14 protein-coding genes are annotated in these 14862 nt (G+C 63.7%); 7 read left to right on the top strand and 7 right to left on the bottom strand.

Annotated elements, in window-relative coordinates:
- Positions 1-50 precede the first annotated feature (50 nt).
- On the bottom strand, positions 51-353 hold the full coding sequence (locus APH34_RS13480) for a hypothetical protein (protein ID WP_054901524.1): 303 nt from the start codon (positions 351-353) through the stop codon (positions 51-53).
- Positions 354-553: 200 nt separating this feature from the next.
- Between APH34_RS13480 and APH34_RS13475 the strand changes: the two genes are divergently transcribed.
- The 4 genes from APH34_RS13475 (at position 554) to APH34_RS13460 (ending at position 4268) form a co-directional block, all read left to right on the top strand.
- Positions 554-1033, top strand: a complete 480-nt coding sequence (locus APH34_RS13475) for a hypothetical protein (RefSeq protein WP_054901523.1) — start codon at positions 554-556, stop codon at positions 1031-1033.
- A 125-nt stretch (positions 1034-1158) separates the two neighbouring features.
- Positions 1159-1539 (top strand): hypothetical protein, encoded by a 381-nt coding sequence (locus APH34_RS13470; RefSeq protein ID WP_054901522.1) that lies wholly within the window; start codon positions 1159-1161, stop codon positions 1537-1539.
- Between the two features lie 104 nt (positions 1540-1643).
- Positions 1644-2054, top strand: a complete 411-nt coding sequence (locus tag APH34_RS13465; protein WP_054901614.1) for a DUF2946 domain-containing protein — start codon at positions 1644-1646, stop codon at positions 2052-2054.
- Between the two features lie 66 nt (positions 2055-2120).
- On the top strand, positions 2121-4268 hold the full coding sequence (locus APH34_RS13460) for a TonB-dependent siderophore receptor (protein ID WP_054901613.1): 2148 nt from the start codon (positions 2121-2123) through the stop codon (positions 4266-4268).
- A gap of 81 nt (positions 4269-4349) precedes the next feature.
- On the opposite strand, the gene APH34_RS13455 is transcribed toward APH34_RS13460, so the two are convergent.
- Complete coding sequence (locus tag APH34_RS13455; RefSeq protein WP_054901521.1) at positions 4350-5078, bottom strand: bifunctional 2-polyprenyl-6-hydroxyphenol methylase/3-demethylubiquinol 3-O-methyltransferase UbiG; 729 nt, start codon at positions 5076-5078, stop codon at positions 4350-4352.
- Between the two features lie 238 nt (positions 5079-5316).
- Here APH34_RS13455 and APH34_RS13450 point away from each other — a divergent pair, with 238 nt between their 5' ends.
- Positions 5317-6654, top strand: coding sequence for an MFS transporter (locus APH34_RS13450; RefSeq protein ID WP_054901520.1), 1338 nt, complete (start codon positions 5317-5319; stop codon positions 6652-6654).
- 36 nt (positions 6655-6690) lie between these two features.
- Here the strand turns inward: APH34_RS13450 and APH34_RS13445 are convergent, their stop codons facing one another.
- The 3 genes from APH34_RS13445 to APH34_RS13435 are packed head-to-tail and all read right to left on the bottom strand — an operon-like array spanning position 6691 to position 12294.
- On the bottom strand, positions 6691-9837 hold the full coding sequence (locus tag APH34_RS13445; protein ID WP_054901519.1) for an efflux RND transporter permease subunit: 3147 nt from the start codon (positions 9835-9837) through the stop codon (positions 6691-6693).
- A gap of 16 nt (positions 9838-9853) precedes the next feature.
- Entirely contained in the window at positions 9854-11047 is a 1194-nt protein-coding gene (locus APH34_RS13440; RefSeq protein WP_054901518.1) for an efflux RND transporter periplasmic adaptor subunit, read from the bottom strand.
- A complete protein-coding gene (locus APH34_RS13435) occupies positions 11044-12294 on the bottom strand; it encodes a TolC family protein (protein WP_054901517.1) in 1251 nt (416 codons plus the stop codon). Before APH34_RS13435 ends, APH34_RS13440 begins: the two co-directional genes overlap by 4 nt.
- Before the next feature lie 237 nt (positions 12295-12531).
- Between APH34_RS13435 and aroQ the strand changes: the two genes are divergently transcribed.
- The gene (gene aroQ / locus APH34_RS13430; protein WP_054901516.1) at positions 12532-12981 is read left to right on the top strand and encodes a type II 3-dehydroquinate dehydratase; all 450 of its coding nucleotides are present in this window, start codon (positions 12532-12534) and stop codon (positions 12979-12981) included.
- On the top strand, positions 12978-13826 hold the full coding sequence (locus tag APH34_RS13425; RefSeq protein ID WP_054901515.1) for a shikimate dehydrogenase: 849 nt from the start codon (positions 12978-12980) through the stop codon (positions 13824-13826). Before aroQ ends, APH34_RS13425 begins: the two co-directional genes overlap by 4 nt.
- Positions 13827-13880: 54 nt before the next feature.
- Here APH34_RS13425 and APH34_RS13420 read toward each other — a convergent pair whose 3' ends face one another.
- Together APH34_RS13420 and APH34_RS13415 are read right to left on the bottom strand one after the other, a co-directional pair.
- Positions 13881-14414: a thioredoxin family protein gene (locus tag APH34_RS13420; RefSeq protein ID WP_054901514.1), complete on the bottom strand. Its 534-nt coding sequence runs from the start codon at positions 14412-14414 to the stop codon at positions 13881-13883.
- Positions 14404-14679, bottom strand: coding sequence for a DUF2790 domain-containing protein (locus tag APH34_RS13415; protein ID WP_054901513.1), 276 nt, complete (start codon positions 14677-14679; stop codon positions 14404-14406). The genes APH34_RS13420 and APH34_RS13415 overlap by 11 nt, the downstream gene beginning before the upstream one ends.
- Positions 14680-14862: the final 183 nt, after the last annotated feature.

Genomic DNA, 14862 nt, shown 5'->3' with positions numbered 1-14862 from the left:
GCCTTGCCGATTGCTGAATGTCTGTGCAGTGTGCGGCGGGGACTACAGGCCTATGCCAACCCCCAAATTTGCTTCTCCTTCTCGGACAACATCGCAACCACCTCAGTGAAAACCTCGTTGAACTCCGAGCTGACGTGCTTGTGCACATGCTGATTAGTCAGCAAGTACCGCTTCACGGCCTTCGGCCAATTGCCCTCCTTGTGCGCAGCAATGATGATGGCGTTGGCATCCTGGTAATTGGCCGGCGTCTTCTTCTCGGTGAGGCGTCTTTCAAAGTCTGCGAAGGTCCAGTCATCCCTGCGGTTTTCGAACTCATCAAGCAGTTCGAGCTTGTACAGCGCAAGATAGGCCATGGGCATTGCTCCTTCGTCAATATCGGCACGCGAAGGTAAGTAAATCGTCGGATGATTGAAATGAACGGGGTGGCCATCGCGGGCATTGCCAAGTAGGAAAGCACCTACCCGGCGGGCCACAGTGGGTCATTCTCTACGTCGATCAGCCAACGACACCGCTATAATCCAAACCTTTAAAACGCGCGCCCAAGGCCATTTCCATGCCCCGCATCACCACGCTGCTACTGCCGCTGCTGTTCACCGCTGCCCTCACCGCCTGCGAGCAAAAACCCACTCGCGAGGAGCAAATCCTGGCGAACCTGCCGCTGCAGGAAGCCTATGAGCACAACATCGACCACATGGCTTTGCTACTGACCCGCACCCACCCGCAGCTCGCCGAAGACACCATCCGCGGCGTGCTGCGCAAGCACCTCACGGTAGAAGACCAGCGCCAGGACCTGTTCAAGCTCTACAGCGAAAAGAACTTCAGCGACGCCGAATTCGCCACCATCGTCCAAGTAACCCGTGACCCGGCCAAGGCCAAGGCGCTCGAAGAGACAGAGCAAGGCCAGACACTGAGCGCCAAGCTGACCCGGCTGATGCGTGAGACCGCGCGGGATGAAAAAGCCCAGGCCCTGGCAGAGCAGCGCCTGCAACAGGTTGAAGAGGAGCTGAACGCGCTGGAAAACGCCGGTTCCTGATCTGCCATCGTGGACCTGAAAGGTCACATGCACCGGGCTCAAGCGGCCACCCGTCGGTTGCACTGCACTGCGTGGCACAACGAACTGCCGAACATTGGGTAATCACTCCACCAGGAGACTCACCCATGAAACGTATGACACCTCTTACGCTGCTGCTCGCCCTGTGTCTGGGCGCCAGCGCACCGATCGCCCTGGCGGCGACCGACATGAACAACAACGGCAGTACACCCCCCGCAACCGGCACGCAAAATGGCAGCAAGGGTGGCGCTACCGGGTCTGGCGTTCCAGGCGATGCAACCGGCAGCGGGACCGGTGCCAATGACACCGACAGCACCGGCGGGGACGGCACCACCCATGGCGCTGGATCAGGTACCAACGGCTCGGGCGGCATGGGCAACGGGGGCAGTACCGGCTCGGGAACCGGTAGCGGCACCGGTGGGTCGGGTACGGGGGCCGGCGGCAGTGGCGGTGGAAGCGGCAGTGGAGGAAGCGGTGGCGGCGGCTGATCTGATCCGCCGCACGGATGCCCTTGAGCGCGCCGCCTGACCTGCGACAACCTGCCGCGCCGCAGGGCTACACGACCGCTCATCCGGATGATAAATTCGCCGCCATGAAAATCACCCGGCAAACCCGCACGCTGACGGCCTGGACGCTCTACGCCAGCGTCCTGTTCAGCCTGTTGCTGTGCGGCCTGCACCATGGCCAGATGGGCGGGCTGCGCCTGGCCGGCCTGCAAGGTGGGTTCTGTTCGATCAACAGCGAACATGGCGTGGCCATCGACCTCGATGACGCTGGCGGCGACCAGCACATGGCCCAGCTTGACTGCCCTGTGTGTTCATCGTTCGGCATGGCCGTGCCGTTGAGCAGTGGCCAATGGTCGTTTACCGCTGTACGCGCCGGCGCCACATCGCCCATCGTCGTGCGCAGCTGGGCGCAACCGCCACCGCGTTACCAACGCCCAGCCCTCAACCCCCGCGCCTCCCCCTTCGCCTTCCCCGCAGTAGCCATTCATTTCGCCTGACCCTGGCCGGGCGCACCTGTGTGCGCGGTCGTGGTCAGCCATGACCTTTGCGTGGAAGACAACAACATGCTCCGCAACACCTCCCTGGTGCTCCTCATGGGCACCTGCACATTCGCTTGCGCGGACGATGCTGTAGAACTCTCTGCCACCACCATTGATGGCCAACGCGCGGCACCCTCCGGCGTACAACTGGACGAACCGATCCGTACTGGCTCGCGGCTGGGCCTCACGGCCCGAGAAACGCCGGCGTCGGTGAGCGTCTCGGACCGCCGCATCATCGAAGAGCGAAGCGCCAACGACAGCCAGGACGTGATCAACGCCATGACCGGCGTGAACGCCTCGGCTAACCCGGGCTACGGCGGTTTCGTCAGCTACCGTGGTTTCACCCAGAACCAGGTCACCCAGCTCTACAACGGCATCAACCTGGGCTACAGCAGCGCCACCCGGCCGGTGGACGCCTGGGTGCTGGACCGGGTCGAACTGCTCGGCGGGCCGTCATCGTTCCTGCATGGCGCAGGCTCGGTCGGTGGCTCGATCAACTACATCACCAAGCTCGCCAGCCGCGATCAGCAAATCATCGACGGGCGCATACGCTATGGCAGCTTCGACGATTCGCAAGTGGCCTTCGGCATCAATCAGGCACTGGCCAGCAATCCTGCCGATGCCCGGCACTTCATGCGCCTGGACTTCAGCCGAGGCCACAGCAATGGCTACATCGACCGCAACGAACGGCACACTGACAGCCTGGCGTTTTCACTGCTCAGCGACCTCACGCCCAACCTCACTCACACCTTGGCCGTGGAGTATCAGCAAGACAGTGAGGACAGCCCCTACTGGGGTTCGCCGATCCTGCCTGGGCGCAGCACCATGAAGATCGACAAGAGCCGCCGCTTCGAAAACTACAACGTCGCCGACGGCCGTTACGAACAACGGGTGCGCTGGCTGCGCTCGATCCTCGATTACCAGGTCAGCGACACTACCAGCGTGCAAAACACGCTTTATCACTACAACGCCCAGCGCGACTACCGCAACGTCGAGCGTTACAGCTACACCAACGACGGCAATGTGCTACGCGCCGGCCCTTACCTGCAACGCCACGACCAGAACGTGCTCGGCGACCGCATCGAACTGCGCCATGACCACACCGTATTCGGCCTGGCCAGCCAGTGGTCGCTGGGCCTGGACTACTCGCGCATGCGCCAGACCCTCTACCCCACCTCGGGTAACTGGAGCGATGTGGTGGACCCTGAACACTTCGACCCGGGCAGCTTCAACGACATACCGGTGGTGAATGCGGGCCTGACCAAACAGCGTCGTCATGAACTCATCAACCGCGCCGTGTCTGCCGAAAACCGCCTGCAACTGACTGAGCGCCTGGCCCTTTTGACCGCACTGCGCTATGACTACCTGGACATGGAGGTAACCAACTACGGTGCCGTCACCCCCACCTCTCCAGCGTACTTCCAACGGCGCTGGGAGCCCCTCTCCGGGCGCATCGGCCTGACCTACGAGCTGACCCCATCTGCCAGTGTCTACGCCCAGTACAGCACCGCGGCCGACCTGCCTGCCGGTTCGCTGGCAGCAGCCACTTACTCCAACGTCGGCCTGTTCGACCTGTCCAAGGGCGAGCAGTGGGAAGTGGGCAGCAAGTTCGACTTCCTCGACGGGCGTGGAGCGGCGACGGTGGCGCTGTACCAGATCGTGCGTAAGGACTTCGCCGTGCGCGATTCGGCCAACCCCAACCTGACGGTCCAGGCCGGGCAGCAGACCTCACGCGGTATCGAGTTGTCCGGTCGCCTGCAAGTCACGCAAAGGCTGTTGGCTGAAGCCAATTATGCGTATGTCGATGCCAAGTACGATGCGTTCAACGAGGCGGTCAACGGCGTGTCGGTGTCGCGCAAAGGCAATGCACCGGTCAACGTGCCAGCCAATGTCGCCAACCTGTGGCTGACTTACAGCTTCACCCCGGCGTGGTCGGCGGGGGTGGACGCACGCTATGTAGGGTCGGTGTACGCCGACAATGCCAACACACTCAAGGCGCCGGCCTATACCCTGTTGGGTACCTTCGCCCGCTACCGGCTGGATGAACACACCACGCTTACTGGCCGGGTACGCAACCTGACTGATCAGCTGTATGCCAAGCAGGCGTACGGGCTTCAGTACTATGCGGGCGCGCCGAGGACGTTTGAGCTGGCGGTGGATATGCGCTTCTGACCCTGGCCACCGCACGGCCTTGCACACAGGCCCCGGCGCCGGCTTGCCCGCGAACCAGGCGCCAGGGCAGGTTGCAACGGCTCAGCGCTGTGCGGACACCAGCAGCATCATCGGCCGCTCGAGCTCTTCGGAAAGGTTTGGCAGCGCGGCAACCTGCTCGGGCGAGGGGGCGAACTCTTCGACCCGGTTGATGCGCAGGCCTGCCTCGATCAGGGTGTTGAGCGTGGTGGCCAGAGTGCGGTGGTACTTGAGCACACCCTTGGCGAACCAATCGGTGCGCCGCTGCCCTTCCAGCGCGTAGCCGTTGACCGGCCAGGTCAGGCGGCCATCGGCGTCCTTGAACCAATGCGGATGGGCAGCGGCCATGTAGATGGGGTGTTCGACAGTAAACACCAGGTGGCCGTCGGCGTTCAGTGACTGGGCGATGGTACGCACCAGGCGGCTGAAATCCTCGACGTAATGAAAGGTCAGCGCGCTGTAGGCCAGGTCGAACGCCGCAGGCGGCAATTGCAGGGTATCGAGGTCGGCAATGCGGTACTCGATGGCCGCGTCGTCGGTATCACGGCGGGCGCGGTCGATCATGTTCTGCGACAGGTCCAGGCCCAGCACCGACGCGGCGCCCTGCTCGCGCATCCAGCGCGAGGCCCAGCCAAACCCACAACCCAAATCGACCACCCGCTTTTCGCGAACCTCGGGGAGCAGGGCGCGAATCGCCGGCCACTCGGGTGCACCGTCCAGGCCAAGGACCTGACGGGGGAGCTGGCTGTACCCGGCGAAGAAGGCGGGGTTGTCGTAGATGTTCTGGGCCATGGTCAGGCTCCTGCGCAAGCGGTGGCCCACGACTGTAATTCATAACCGAGGTGTTTGTTGGCCTCTGCGTGGCAAACCTGCGATGAGGTCGGCGTGGTCGGAATAGACATCCCGATGTCGCCCTCGACAAAGCGCCCTGCCGCCCGCACCGGTCTACTGCCGGTAACAACAATGATGACGCGGCCTTGACCGCATCACTTTCCCTCCAGGCTGCCTTTGGAAACCGGAGCGTTCCCACATGTCCGCATCTCATGAGGTCTCCCCCGCCACACTTCGCCGGGTCATCGCCGCCTCGGCGATCGGTAACTTCGTCGAATGGTTCGACTTCGCGGTCTACGGCTTTCTTGCCACCCTGATCGCCAGCCAGTTCTTCGCCAGCGGTGATGCCAGCGTTGCCCTGCTCAAGACCTTTGCGGTATTTGCCGTGGCCTTCGCCTTGCGACCGCTGGGCGGCATCGTGTTCGGTGCGCTGGGCGACCGACTAGGACGCAAACGTATCCTGTCGCTGACCATTTTGTTGATGGCAGGCTCCACCACGCTGATCGGTCTGCTGCCCACCTATGCCAGCATCGGCCTCGCCGCGCCGGTGTTGTTGACCCTGGCGCGCTGCCTGCAGGGCTTCTCTGCCGGTGGCGAGTACGCGGGGGCCTGTGCGTACCTGATGGAACACGCGCCGCACAACAAACGTGCGTTCTATGGCAGCTTCGTGCCGGTATCGACCTTTTCCGCGTTTGCCTGCGCAGCGGTAATTGCCTATGGCCTGGAAGCGAGCCTGTCGGCCGAAGCGATGGCGGCCTGGGGCTGGCGCGTACCATTCCTGGTGGCTGCACCGTTGGGCCTGGTAGGCCTTTACCTGCGCTGGCGCATGGAGGAAACGCCAGCGTTTCGCGAAGCCCTCGCCCAAGGCAAGGTGCATGAGCATTCACCGCTCAAGGACACCTTGCGCCACCATGGCCGAACCCTTCGCAACCTGGGTGCGTTCATCTCGCTCACCGCATTGTCGTTCTACATGTTCACCACCTACTTCGCCACTTACCTGCAACTGGTCGGCAACCTGACCCGCGCCCAGTCATTGCTGGTGACCACGGTGGCGCTGCTGTTCGCCGCCGTTGGCTGCCCGCTGGCGGGCGCGTTCTCGGACCGGGTCGGGCGACGCAAGACCATTGGCTTCACCTGTTTGTGGGTGATGCTGTGCGTCTTCCCCGCCTACTGGCTGGCCAGCTCCGGGTCGATGTCGGGCGCGCTGCTGGGGGTGATTCTGCTGGCGGTGGGCGCGCTGTGCAGCGGAGTGGTCACCGCTGCACTGCTCTCGGAGAGCTTCCCCACCCGCACCCGCTATACCGCCTCGGCCATTACCTACAATGTGGCCTACACGCTGTTCGGCGGTACTGCACCACTGGTGGCGACGTGGTTGATCGGACAGACCGGCAGCAGCCTGGCACCAGCGTTCTACCTGGTGGTGATTGCCCTCCTCGCGCTGGCAGGCGGCCTGGCGTTGCCGGAGACTTCGCGCATTTCGTTGCATGAAGCGCCAGGGGGCGATGTCGAGCGGCCAGGCGTTCGCCGCGCAGTTTGAACGGGGGCCGGGGCTGCCATTGCAGCCCCGGCCTTCTCACCCTTGCTCAGCCTCTTCGCGCCGATATGCCCACTGGTACAAGGCCGGCAACACCAGCAAGGTCAGCGCCGTGGACGACAGAATCCCACCAATCACCACCGTGGCCAGCGGCCGTTGTACTTCGGCCCCGGTCCCGGTGGCCAATGCCATCGGGATGAACCCCAGCGACGCCACCAACGCCGTCATCAGTACCGGCCGCAGCCGCGTCAAGGCGCCCTCTTCGACCGCCACACGCAGGCTGCGCCCTTGATCGCGCAGGTTACGGATGAAGGCAATCATCACCAGGCCATTGAGGACGGCCACGCCCGACAACGCGATAAACCCCACCCCTGCAGAAATCGACAGCGGGATGTCCCGCAGCCACAGCGCCAGCACCCCACCCGTCAGGGCAAAGGGAATACCGGTAAATACCAGCAAGCCATCCTTGAGGTTGTTGAACATCATCAACAACAAGGCCATGACCAGTAACAGCGCGATCGGGACCACCACCTGCAAGCGCTCGGCCGCCGATTGCAACTGCTCGAACTGGCCACCCCAGCGGGTCCAGTAGCCGGGTGGCACCTGCACCTGCTGGAGCAGTGTGCGCTCGGCCTCTTCCACGAACGAGCCCAGGTCACGCCCGCGCACGTTGGCACTGATTACCACAACACGCTTGCCATCCTCCCGGCTGACCTGATTCGGCCCGCGCTGCAGGTTGACTGTCGCAACTTGGGACAGCGGGATGAAGCCGATCTGTGCGTCACCGGCTGCGGCACTGGCAGGCACCGGAATCAGCAGGCTGGCCAGGCCATCTACGTCCGTACGCAGGGGTTCGGCAAGGCGCACCACCATGTCGAAGCGACGGTCACCCTCATACAACGTGCCCGCCGTGCGGCCGCCTACGGCGATGGCAATGGCGTCCTGTACGTCACCCACGTTCAGGCCATGGCGGGCAGCCTTGTCGCGGTCGATATCAATGGTCAGTACCGGCAGGCCAGTGGTCTGTTCGACCTTCACTTCCGAAGCCCCAGGCACCTGTTGCAGGCTGCCCGCAATTTGCGCCGCCGTGCGGTTGAGCACCGCCATGTCGTCACCGAACAGCTTCACCGCCACATCGCTGCGCACACCAGAAATGAGCTCGTTGAAGCGCAACTGGATGGGTTGCGACAGTTCGTAATTGCTCCCCGGCACGCTGGCGGCGGCGCGCTGCACCTGGGCGATCAGTGTTTCACGCGACTTGCCTGGGTCTGGCCATTGCGCACTTGGGCGCAGCATCACGTAGGCGTCCGAGATGTTTGGCGGCATCGGGTCAGAGGCAATCTCGGCAGTGCCGGTGCGGGCGAACACCCGTTCCACTTCAGGCACCTGGGCGATGATCGCGCGCTCCAGCCGCTGCTGCATATCGACAGATTGCGACAGGCTGGTGCCAGGCACGCGCAAGGCCTGCAAGGCAAAGTCGCCTTCGCTGAGGCTGGGGATGAACTCGCTGCCCATGCGCCCGGCCATCACCCCGGACAACAGCACCAGGCCTGCGGCCCCGGCAAACGCCAGCCGCCGTCGTCCCAGCACCCAGTTCAGTGCGGGTGCGTAGCGCCTACGCGCAGTGCGCATCACCCAGCCCTCCTCCTCCTTGACCTTGCCGGTGACAAACAGCGCTAGGGCCGCCGGCACGAAAGTCACCGACAGGAGCATGGCGCCTAGCAAGGCAATGACCACGGTGAAGGCCATGGGGTGGAACATCTTGCCCTCGACCCCGCTCAGGGCAAAGATCGGCAGGTACACCACCATGATGATCAGTTGCCCGTAAACCAGCGGCCGACGCGCCTCGCGTGCAGCAGCAAAAACCTCGTGGAAACGCTCGGCACGTGTCAACAGGCGGCCATGGCGGTGCTGGGCATGGGCCAGGCGGCGGATGGCGTTCTCGACGATCACCACTGCACCATCGACGATGATGCCGAAGTCCAGGGCGCCCAGGCTCATGAGGTTGGCACTGACCTTGTTGCTGAACATACCGGTGAAGGTGAACAGCATCGACAACGGAATCACCATGGCGGTGATCAGCGCGGCGCGGATGTTGCCAAGGAACAGAAACAGCACCGCAACCACCAGGATCGCGCCTTCGACGAGGTTCTTCCTGACGGTGGCGATGGCCTTCTCGACCAGGTTGGTGCGGTCGTATACCGTCACTGCGACCACGCCTTTGGGCAGGTTGCGGTTGATCTCGACAAGCTTGGCTGCCACGGCCTGGGACACGCTGCGGCTGTTTTCACCGATCAGCATGAACACCGTGCCAAGTACCACTTCACGGCCGTTTTCGGTGGCCGCCCCCGCACGCAGTTCCTGGCCGAGGCTGACCTGGGCGACATGGCTGACGCGGATCGGCGTGCCATCGACGCTGGAGATGACGACGTTGGCGATGTCTTGCGCCGACGCCAGTTGCCCCGGTGCACGGATCAACAGCTGTTCGCCGTTGCGTTCGATATAGCCCGCCCCGACGTTGGCGTTGTTGCGCTCCAGGGCGGCGACCAGGTCGTTGAGGGTGAGCCTGTAGGCCGCCAGGCGCTTGGGTTCCGGGGCGATCAGGTATTGCTTGGCATGGCCACCGATGCTGTTCACCTCCGCCACCCCAGGCACGTTGCGTAACTGCGGTTTGATGATCCAGTCCTGGATCACCCGCAGGTCGGTGGCGGTATAGGGCGTACCGTCATCCTTGCGCGCCCCCTCCTGGGCTTCGACCGTCCACAGAAAGATCTCGCCCAGGCCCGTGGAGATCGGCCCCATGCTGGCCTCGATGCCCGGCGGCAGTTGCGCGCGGGCCACCTGCAGGCGCTCGTTGACCAACTGCCGGGCAAAGAACAGGTCCGTGCCGTCGTCGAAGATTACCGTGACCTGGGACAGCCCCGAGCGCGACAGTGAGCGGGTCTGCTTGAGCCCTGGCAAGCCGGCCATGGCCGTTTCGATGGCAAAGGTGATGCGCTGCTCGGTTTCCAGCGGCGAATAGCCGGGGGCTGCGGTGTTGATCTGAACCTGCACGTTGGTGATGTCAGGCACGGCGTCGATTGGCAACTGCCGGTAGCTGTGGATACCCACGGCGGCCATCAGCACCACGGCGAGCATCACCACCAGGCGCTGCTCGATGGCGAATTGGATCAGGCGTTCGAACATGCAAGCATTCCCGTGATCAATGGCTGTGTTCGGCGGAGCCCTTGCCGAGCTCCGACTTGAGGACAAAGCTGCCTGCGGCAGCTACCTGGGTACCGGGCGCCAGCCCAGAGGTGATTTCCACCCGGCCAGCATCACGCCGGCCTGTCTGCACCGCACGGGCCTCGAAGCCCTCGTCGCTGCGGGCGAACACCACGGTCTGCTCTTCCCAGGTCTGCAGCGCGCTCTGGGGCACCACCACGGCGGCGTTGTAGCGCTCGACACTGACCGCGATAGTGACGAACAGGCCCGGACGCCAGGCTCCGTCGGGGTTGGCCAAGGTTGCGCGAACGGTGGCGGCGCGATTCTGCTCGCCGAGCAGGCTGCCGACGTAGTTGACCTTGCCCTCGACCTCGGCACCGAGGTCTGGTGCACTGACGGTGACCGTGCGCCCGGTAGTGACCTTGCCCAGGTCACGCGGGGCCACGGCGAAGGTCGCCCAGACCCGGCTTAGGTCAGAAAGGGTGAACGCGTTGCTGGCTTCGTCGACCACTTCACCCACGGCAAGGTGCTTCTCCACCACCACGGCATCGAACGGTGCACGCAGCTCGTAACGATTGCCTGTACCAGCCGGGCCGACGGCAGCAACCTTCTGCCGGGCATTGGCCAGCGTGATTTCAGCCTCCTGCAAGGCCTGACGAGCCTGGAGGTAGTCCTGCTCGGCACTGATGCCCTCCTGCCACAGCTGTCGCTCGCGCTGGAAGGTCTGGCGCGCAAGCTCCAGGCGTCGCTGGGCAGCTTGCTGCTCGCTGCGCAGGTCGGAAATCTGCTGGCTGGCGATCACGGCCAATACCTGGCCACGCTTGACCGCCTGACCAAGCTGCGCCTGCACGGCCACGACCACACCTGGCACCCGGGGCACGACATGGGCGGTGCGGTCTTCGTCAAAACGGATTTCACCCGCAAAGCTGATGGCGGTGCTCAGCTCATCGGGTGCGGCAGTGACCAGTTGGATGCCGGCAGAGTCGACCTGCGCGCGGGAGAGCTGCACCCTGCCCGCTTCTGCCGGGTGCGCCTCGCCCGCTTCCTCTGCATGGCCGTGGCTGTCTGCCCCCTGGTCATCGTGCCCCTGAGCCTTGCTGGCCTGGCCAACGCTGCTGGTCCAGATCAGGCCGCCGAGGCCCAACACAGTGATGGCGGCAACCACGAGGGCCAGTTTGCGTGGGTTATTCATTGATTGCTCCTGCTGTACGATTCATTGCGCAAACCTTCAAGGTCGCCGTAAATCCGCTCGACCTGCGCGCGTGCGTCGCTGGCGGTGGCCAGTGCCTGGAGGTACAGGCCACGTGCCTCGATCAATGTGCGTTGGGCATCGAGCACGTCGAGAAAGGCAAACTTGCCACGCTCGAAACCCCGGGTGGCGTTATCGACCGCCTGCTGCGCCGAGGGCAGGATGGTGCGGTCATAGGCAGCCACCTCCTGCATTGCCGTACGCCACTGGCTGACGGCGCTAGCGGTTTCAGTGCGCAGGCGAAGTTCAACGGCATTGCGCAGGTCACGCGCCTGGTCGGCACGCCGCGCAGCGGCCAGCACGTTGCCCTGGTTGCGGTCGAACAGCGGCAGGGGCATGGACAAGCCCACCACGTTGACCCGCTCGCGGTCTTCCCGGCTGTACTGGCTACCGATGCTGACGGTCAGGTCGGGGATGCGCTGGGCCTCTGCCGACCCTAGGGTGGCTTCGCCGCGCTCGACCTGTGCAGCGGCCATGCGCCATTCGGCGGTCTGCTCAAGCTTGTCGAGCAGGGCCTGGTGAGCAGGCGCAGCACCAGGGGATAACGCGGTGGCCTGCACCCGGGCAAACGTCGCGACCGGGCTGCCAGTAAGCTGCGCCAGTGCCTGGTATGCCACCCCCTGCTGAGTTTCGGCGCGACGCACTTCAGCCTGCGCCTGGGCCAGTTGGACCTGAGCGCGGGTAGCCTCCACGGGCGAGGACTGCCCGGCCGTAACGCGGCCCTGCACCACCCGCAAGCCCCGCTCGGTCAGTGCCTGTGACTGTTGTGCCAGTTCCAGCGCAGCCTGCATGCGCAGCGCGGTGTGAAATGCCTGGACCACATCGGCGCGCAGGCCATTGCGTTGACGCTCCAGATCGAGCTGGGCCAGTACCTGGCCGCTACCGGCCACCGCGATGCGCGCCCCCCGCTTGCCGCCAAGCTCCAAGGTTTGACTCAAGGTGACTGTCGTGGTGCTGGTGTCGCGGCGGGTGTCTTCGACTTCCCAGGACAATTCAGGGTTGGGCATGAGCCCAGCCTGGCGACGCTCGCCGTCGGCGATGCCGATTTCGCGCCCGGCGGCAGCCAGTTGCGGGTTGTTGGCAAAGGCGGTGGCGAGCGCCTCTGGCAGGCTAAGGCCCTGCCCGGCCTGGGCACCGGCGGCGGCCGTGAGCAGCAAGCAGAGCATGGCGATCTTGCGGGGGGTGGGCACTTCGGATGTCCTCGTCGGCGAGCATTGGCGAGGACTGTAGGCAGCGGTGGTTATCGGGGCGGTGGCGTGAAAATTACAATCCTGTCATCACGCCGTGGCGCATCTGCCTGCCTATTTGTAAAAGCGCAGGTTCGATAATCGCCCACTTTCAGCCGTCCGGGATGTAACCCAAATTGACGAAACTAACCGGTTGGTACAAACATTGGGGCATCCAAAAACAACAAAGCGATACCCGCCATGAAGCCCCTTGTCCTCGTGCTCAACGGCCCCAACCTGAATATGCTCGGTACCCGCGAACCTGGCCAATACGGCCGTGAAACCCTCGCCGACCTGGCCCAACGTTGCGCTGAAACAGCCCAGGCCCACGGCCTGGAAATCGAGTTCCGCCAGACCAATCACGAAGGCGAACTGATCGACTGGATCCACGCAGCGCGTGGCCGTTGTGACGCCATTGTGATCAACCCCGGCGCCTGGACCCACACCTCGGTAGCGATCCGCGATGCTCTGGTGGCCAGCGAATTGCCGGTTATCGAGGTACACCTTTCCAACGTGCACAAGCGCGAGCCGTTTCGCCACCTGTCGTTCGTATCGTCAATCGCCGTAGGGGTGATCTGCGGCTTGGGTAGCCAGGGTTACCGCATGGCCTTGAATCACTTTGCCGACATGCTGCGGGAGCAGGCCACATGACTGAGCACGCCATCCTTGCCGGCCTTATCGGGCGAGGCATACAGCTGTCACGCACCCCCGCCCTGCACGAGCATGAAGGCGACGCCCAGGCCCTGCGTTACCTCTATCGCCTGATCGATGCCGACCAGTTGCAACTGGCCGACAGCGCCCTGCCGCAGTTGCTCGATGCAGCCCAGCACACCGGCTTTACCGGGCTCAACATCACCTACCCGTTCAAACAGGCGATCTTGCCGTTGCTCGATGAGCTGTCGGAAGAAGCGAGGAGCATTGGTGCGGTAAACACCGTGGTCCTCAGGGACGGCAAGCGGGTGGGCCACAACACAGATTGCCTGGGCTTTGCCGAGGGCCTGCGCCGAGGCCTACCGCAGGTGCCACGCCGGCAAGTGGTGCAGTTGGGCGCTGGCGGAGCCGGCTCGGCGGTGGCCCATGCGTTGCTGGCCGAGGGCGTAGAGCGGCTAGTGCTGTTCGAAGTCGACACCACGCGGGCACAAGACCTGGTGGACAAGCTCAACGGCCACTTCGGTGCCGGCCGTGCGGTTGTCGGCACAGCCCTGCCTACAGCGCTCGCCGTGGCGGACGGGCTGGTCAATACCACCCCGGTCGGTATGGCCAAGTTGCCAGGTACGCCATTGCCGGTCGAGCTGCTGCACGCTCGGCTCTGGGTGGCGGAAATCATCTACTTCCCGCTGGAGACAGAATTATTGCGCGCCGCGCGTGCCTTGGGCTGTCAGACACTGGATGGCAGCAACATGGCGGTGTTCCAGGCGGTAAAGGCCTTCGAACTTTTCAGTGGGCGCAAGGCGGATGCAGGCCGGATGCAAGCGCACTTCGCCAGCCTAGGCTGAAACAGCACCGGCTTCTTCGCAGGCATGGCGTGCGAAAAAGCCGGTGTAGCACGCTTAGTACTGTTCATCGAGCAAGGCCCGTATCACGCGCTCCTGCCCGGCATAATCACCCTCACCGAAGTGAACATGCCGCACCTGCCCGTGGCGATCGACAAAATAATGCGCCGGCCAGAACTGGTTGCCCCAGGCATTCCACACATGGTGGTCGTTGTCCACCGCTACCGGGTAACCGATGCCCAGGCTGGCCACCTTGAGCTTCAACTGGCCAACATCACGTTCGTAGTCGTATTCCGGCGTGTGCACCCCCACCACCACGAGCCCTTGGTCGGCATAGCGCCGAGCCCACTCGTTGACATGCGGCAGGCTACGTTGGCAGTTGATGCAGTCCCAGGTCCAGAAGTCCACCAGCACCACTTTGCCCTTGAGCGCCGGTGCGTCCAGCGGCGGCGAGTTGAGCCACTCGCTGGCCCCCGCCAATGACGGCATGGCGCCATAACTGTCGCGGGCCATCAGGTGGCTGGCCAGGCCCAGGCCTACAAGCGCCAAAACCACGCCACCGGCTTTCAATAGCCGCCGATCAATTGTCATGGCACCCGCCGGTCGCGTAGGTACGGTATTCGACACTTTCGTGCTGCCCTTTGGAGTCCAGGTAGTTCATTCGGGTATTGACCACACCGCAGACATTGCTTTGGTCGTCTTTGATCGACAGTACCTTCTTGACATCCAGGTGCTCGCCATAACGGTACTGCATGGCACCGTCATCGTTCATCGGCATGCTGGTAGCCTGGGCTGCGAGGGCGCCAAGGCTGAACACGGCGAACAGACCGGCGCTGGTGATCATTTTGAAGTTCATGGCATTTCTCCTGTGTAACGCTGGGCGGTGGGAAGTTGTGCTTCCCGTTCCAGAGCCATTTCACGCTTGCCAGGTATCCGGCGTGTGTCGCCCGGGCGGTGCTGTGCTTCCTGCTGTATCTGTACCAAGGCCGGATACACTGCAATACAAAACCCCGCAGGCAAGCACCCACATGCTCGATAC

Source organism: Pseudomonas sp. NBRC 111131, assembly GCF_001320525.1.
GTDB lineage: Bacteria > Pseudomonadota > Gammaproteobacteria > Pseudomonadales > Pseudomonadaceae > Aquipseudomonas > Aquipseudomonas ceruminis.
The sequence above is the reverse complement of the archived record's forward strand: the minus strand, read 5'-3'. Positions and strand labels throughout refer to the sequence as shown.

What these genes read in the sequence shown, in the direction of transcription:
- APH34_RS13470 (WP_054901522.1), top strand. Translation starts at nt 1,159, where the DNA reads ATGAAACGTATGACACCTCTTACGCTGCTGCTCGCCCTGTGTCTGGGC.
- APH34_RS13445 (WP_054901519.1), bottom strand. Translation starts at nt 9,837, where the DNA reads ATGTTCGAACGCCTGATCCAATTCGCCATCGAGCAGCGCCTGGTGGTG.
- aroQ (WP_054901516.1), top strand. Translation starts at nt 12,532, where the DNA reads ATGAAGCCCCTTGTCCTCGTGCTCAACGGCCCCAACCTGAATATGCTC.
- APH34_RS13475 (WP_054901523.1), top strand. Translation starts at nt 554, where the DNA reads ATGCCCCGCATCACCACGCTGCTACTGCCGCTGCTGTTCACCGCTGCC.
- APH34_RS13455 (WP_054901521.1), bottom strand. Translation starts at nt 5,078, where the DNA reads ATGGCCCAGAACATCTACGACAACCCCGCCTTCTTCGCCGGGTACAGC.
- APH34_RS13465 (WP_054901614.1), top strand. Translation starts at nt 1,644, where the DNA reads ATGAAAATCACCCGGCAAACCCGCACGCTGACGGCCTGGACGCTCTAC.
- APH34_RS13460 (WP_054901613.1), top strand. Translation starts at nt 2,121, where the DNA reads ATGCTCCGCAACACCTCCCTGGTGCTCCTCATGGGCACCTGCACATTC.
- APH34_RS13450 (WP_054901520.1), top strand. Translation starts at nt 5,317, where the DNA reads ATGTCCGCATCTCATGAGGTCTCCCCCGCCACACTTCGCCGGGTCATC.
- APH34_RS13440 (WP_054901518.1), bottom strand. Translation starts at nt 11,047, where the DNA reads ATGAATAACCCACGCAAACTGGCCCTCGTGGTTGCCGCCATCACTGTG.
- APH34_RS13425 (WP_054901515.1), top strand. Translation starts at nt 12,978, where the DNA reads ATGACTGAGCACGCCATCCTTGCCGGCCTTATCGGGCGAGGCATACAG.
- APH34_RS13420 (WP_054901514.1), bottom strand. Translation starts at nt 14,414, where the DNA reads ATGACAATTGATCGGCGGCTATTGAAAGCCGGTGGCGTGGTTTTGGCG.
- APH34_RS13415 (WP_054901513.1), bottom strand. Translation starts at nt 14,679, where the DNA reads ATGAACTTCAAAATGATCACCAGCGCCGGTCTGTTCGCCGTGTTCAGC.
- APH34_RS13480 (WP_054901524.1), bottom strand. Translation starts at nt 353, where the DNA reads ATGGCCTATCTTGCGCTGTACAAGCTCGAACTGCTTGATGAGTTCGAA.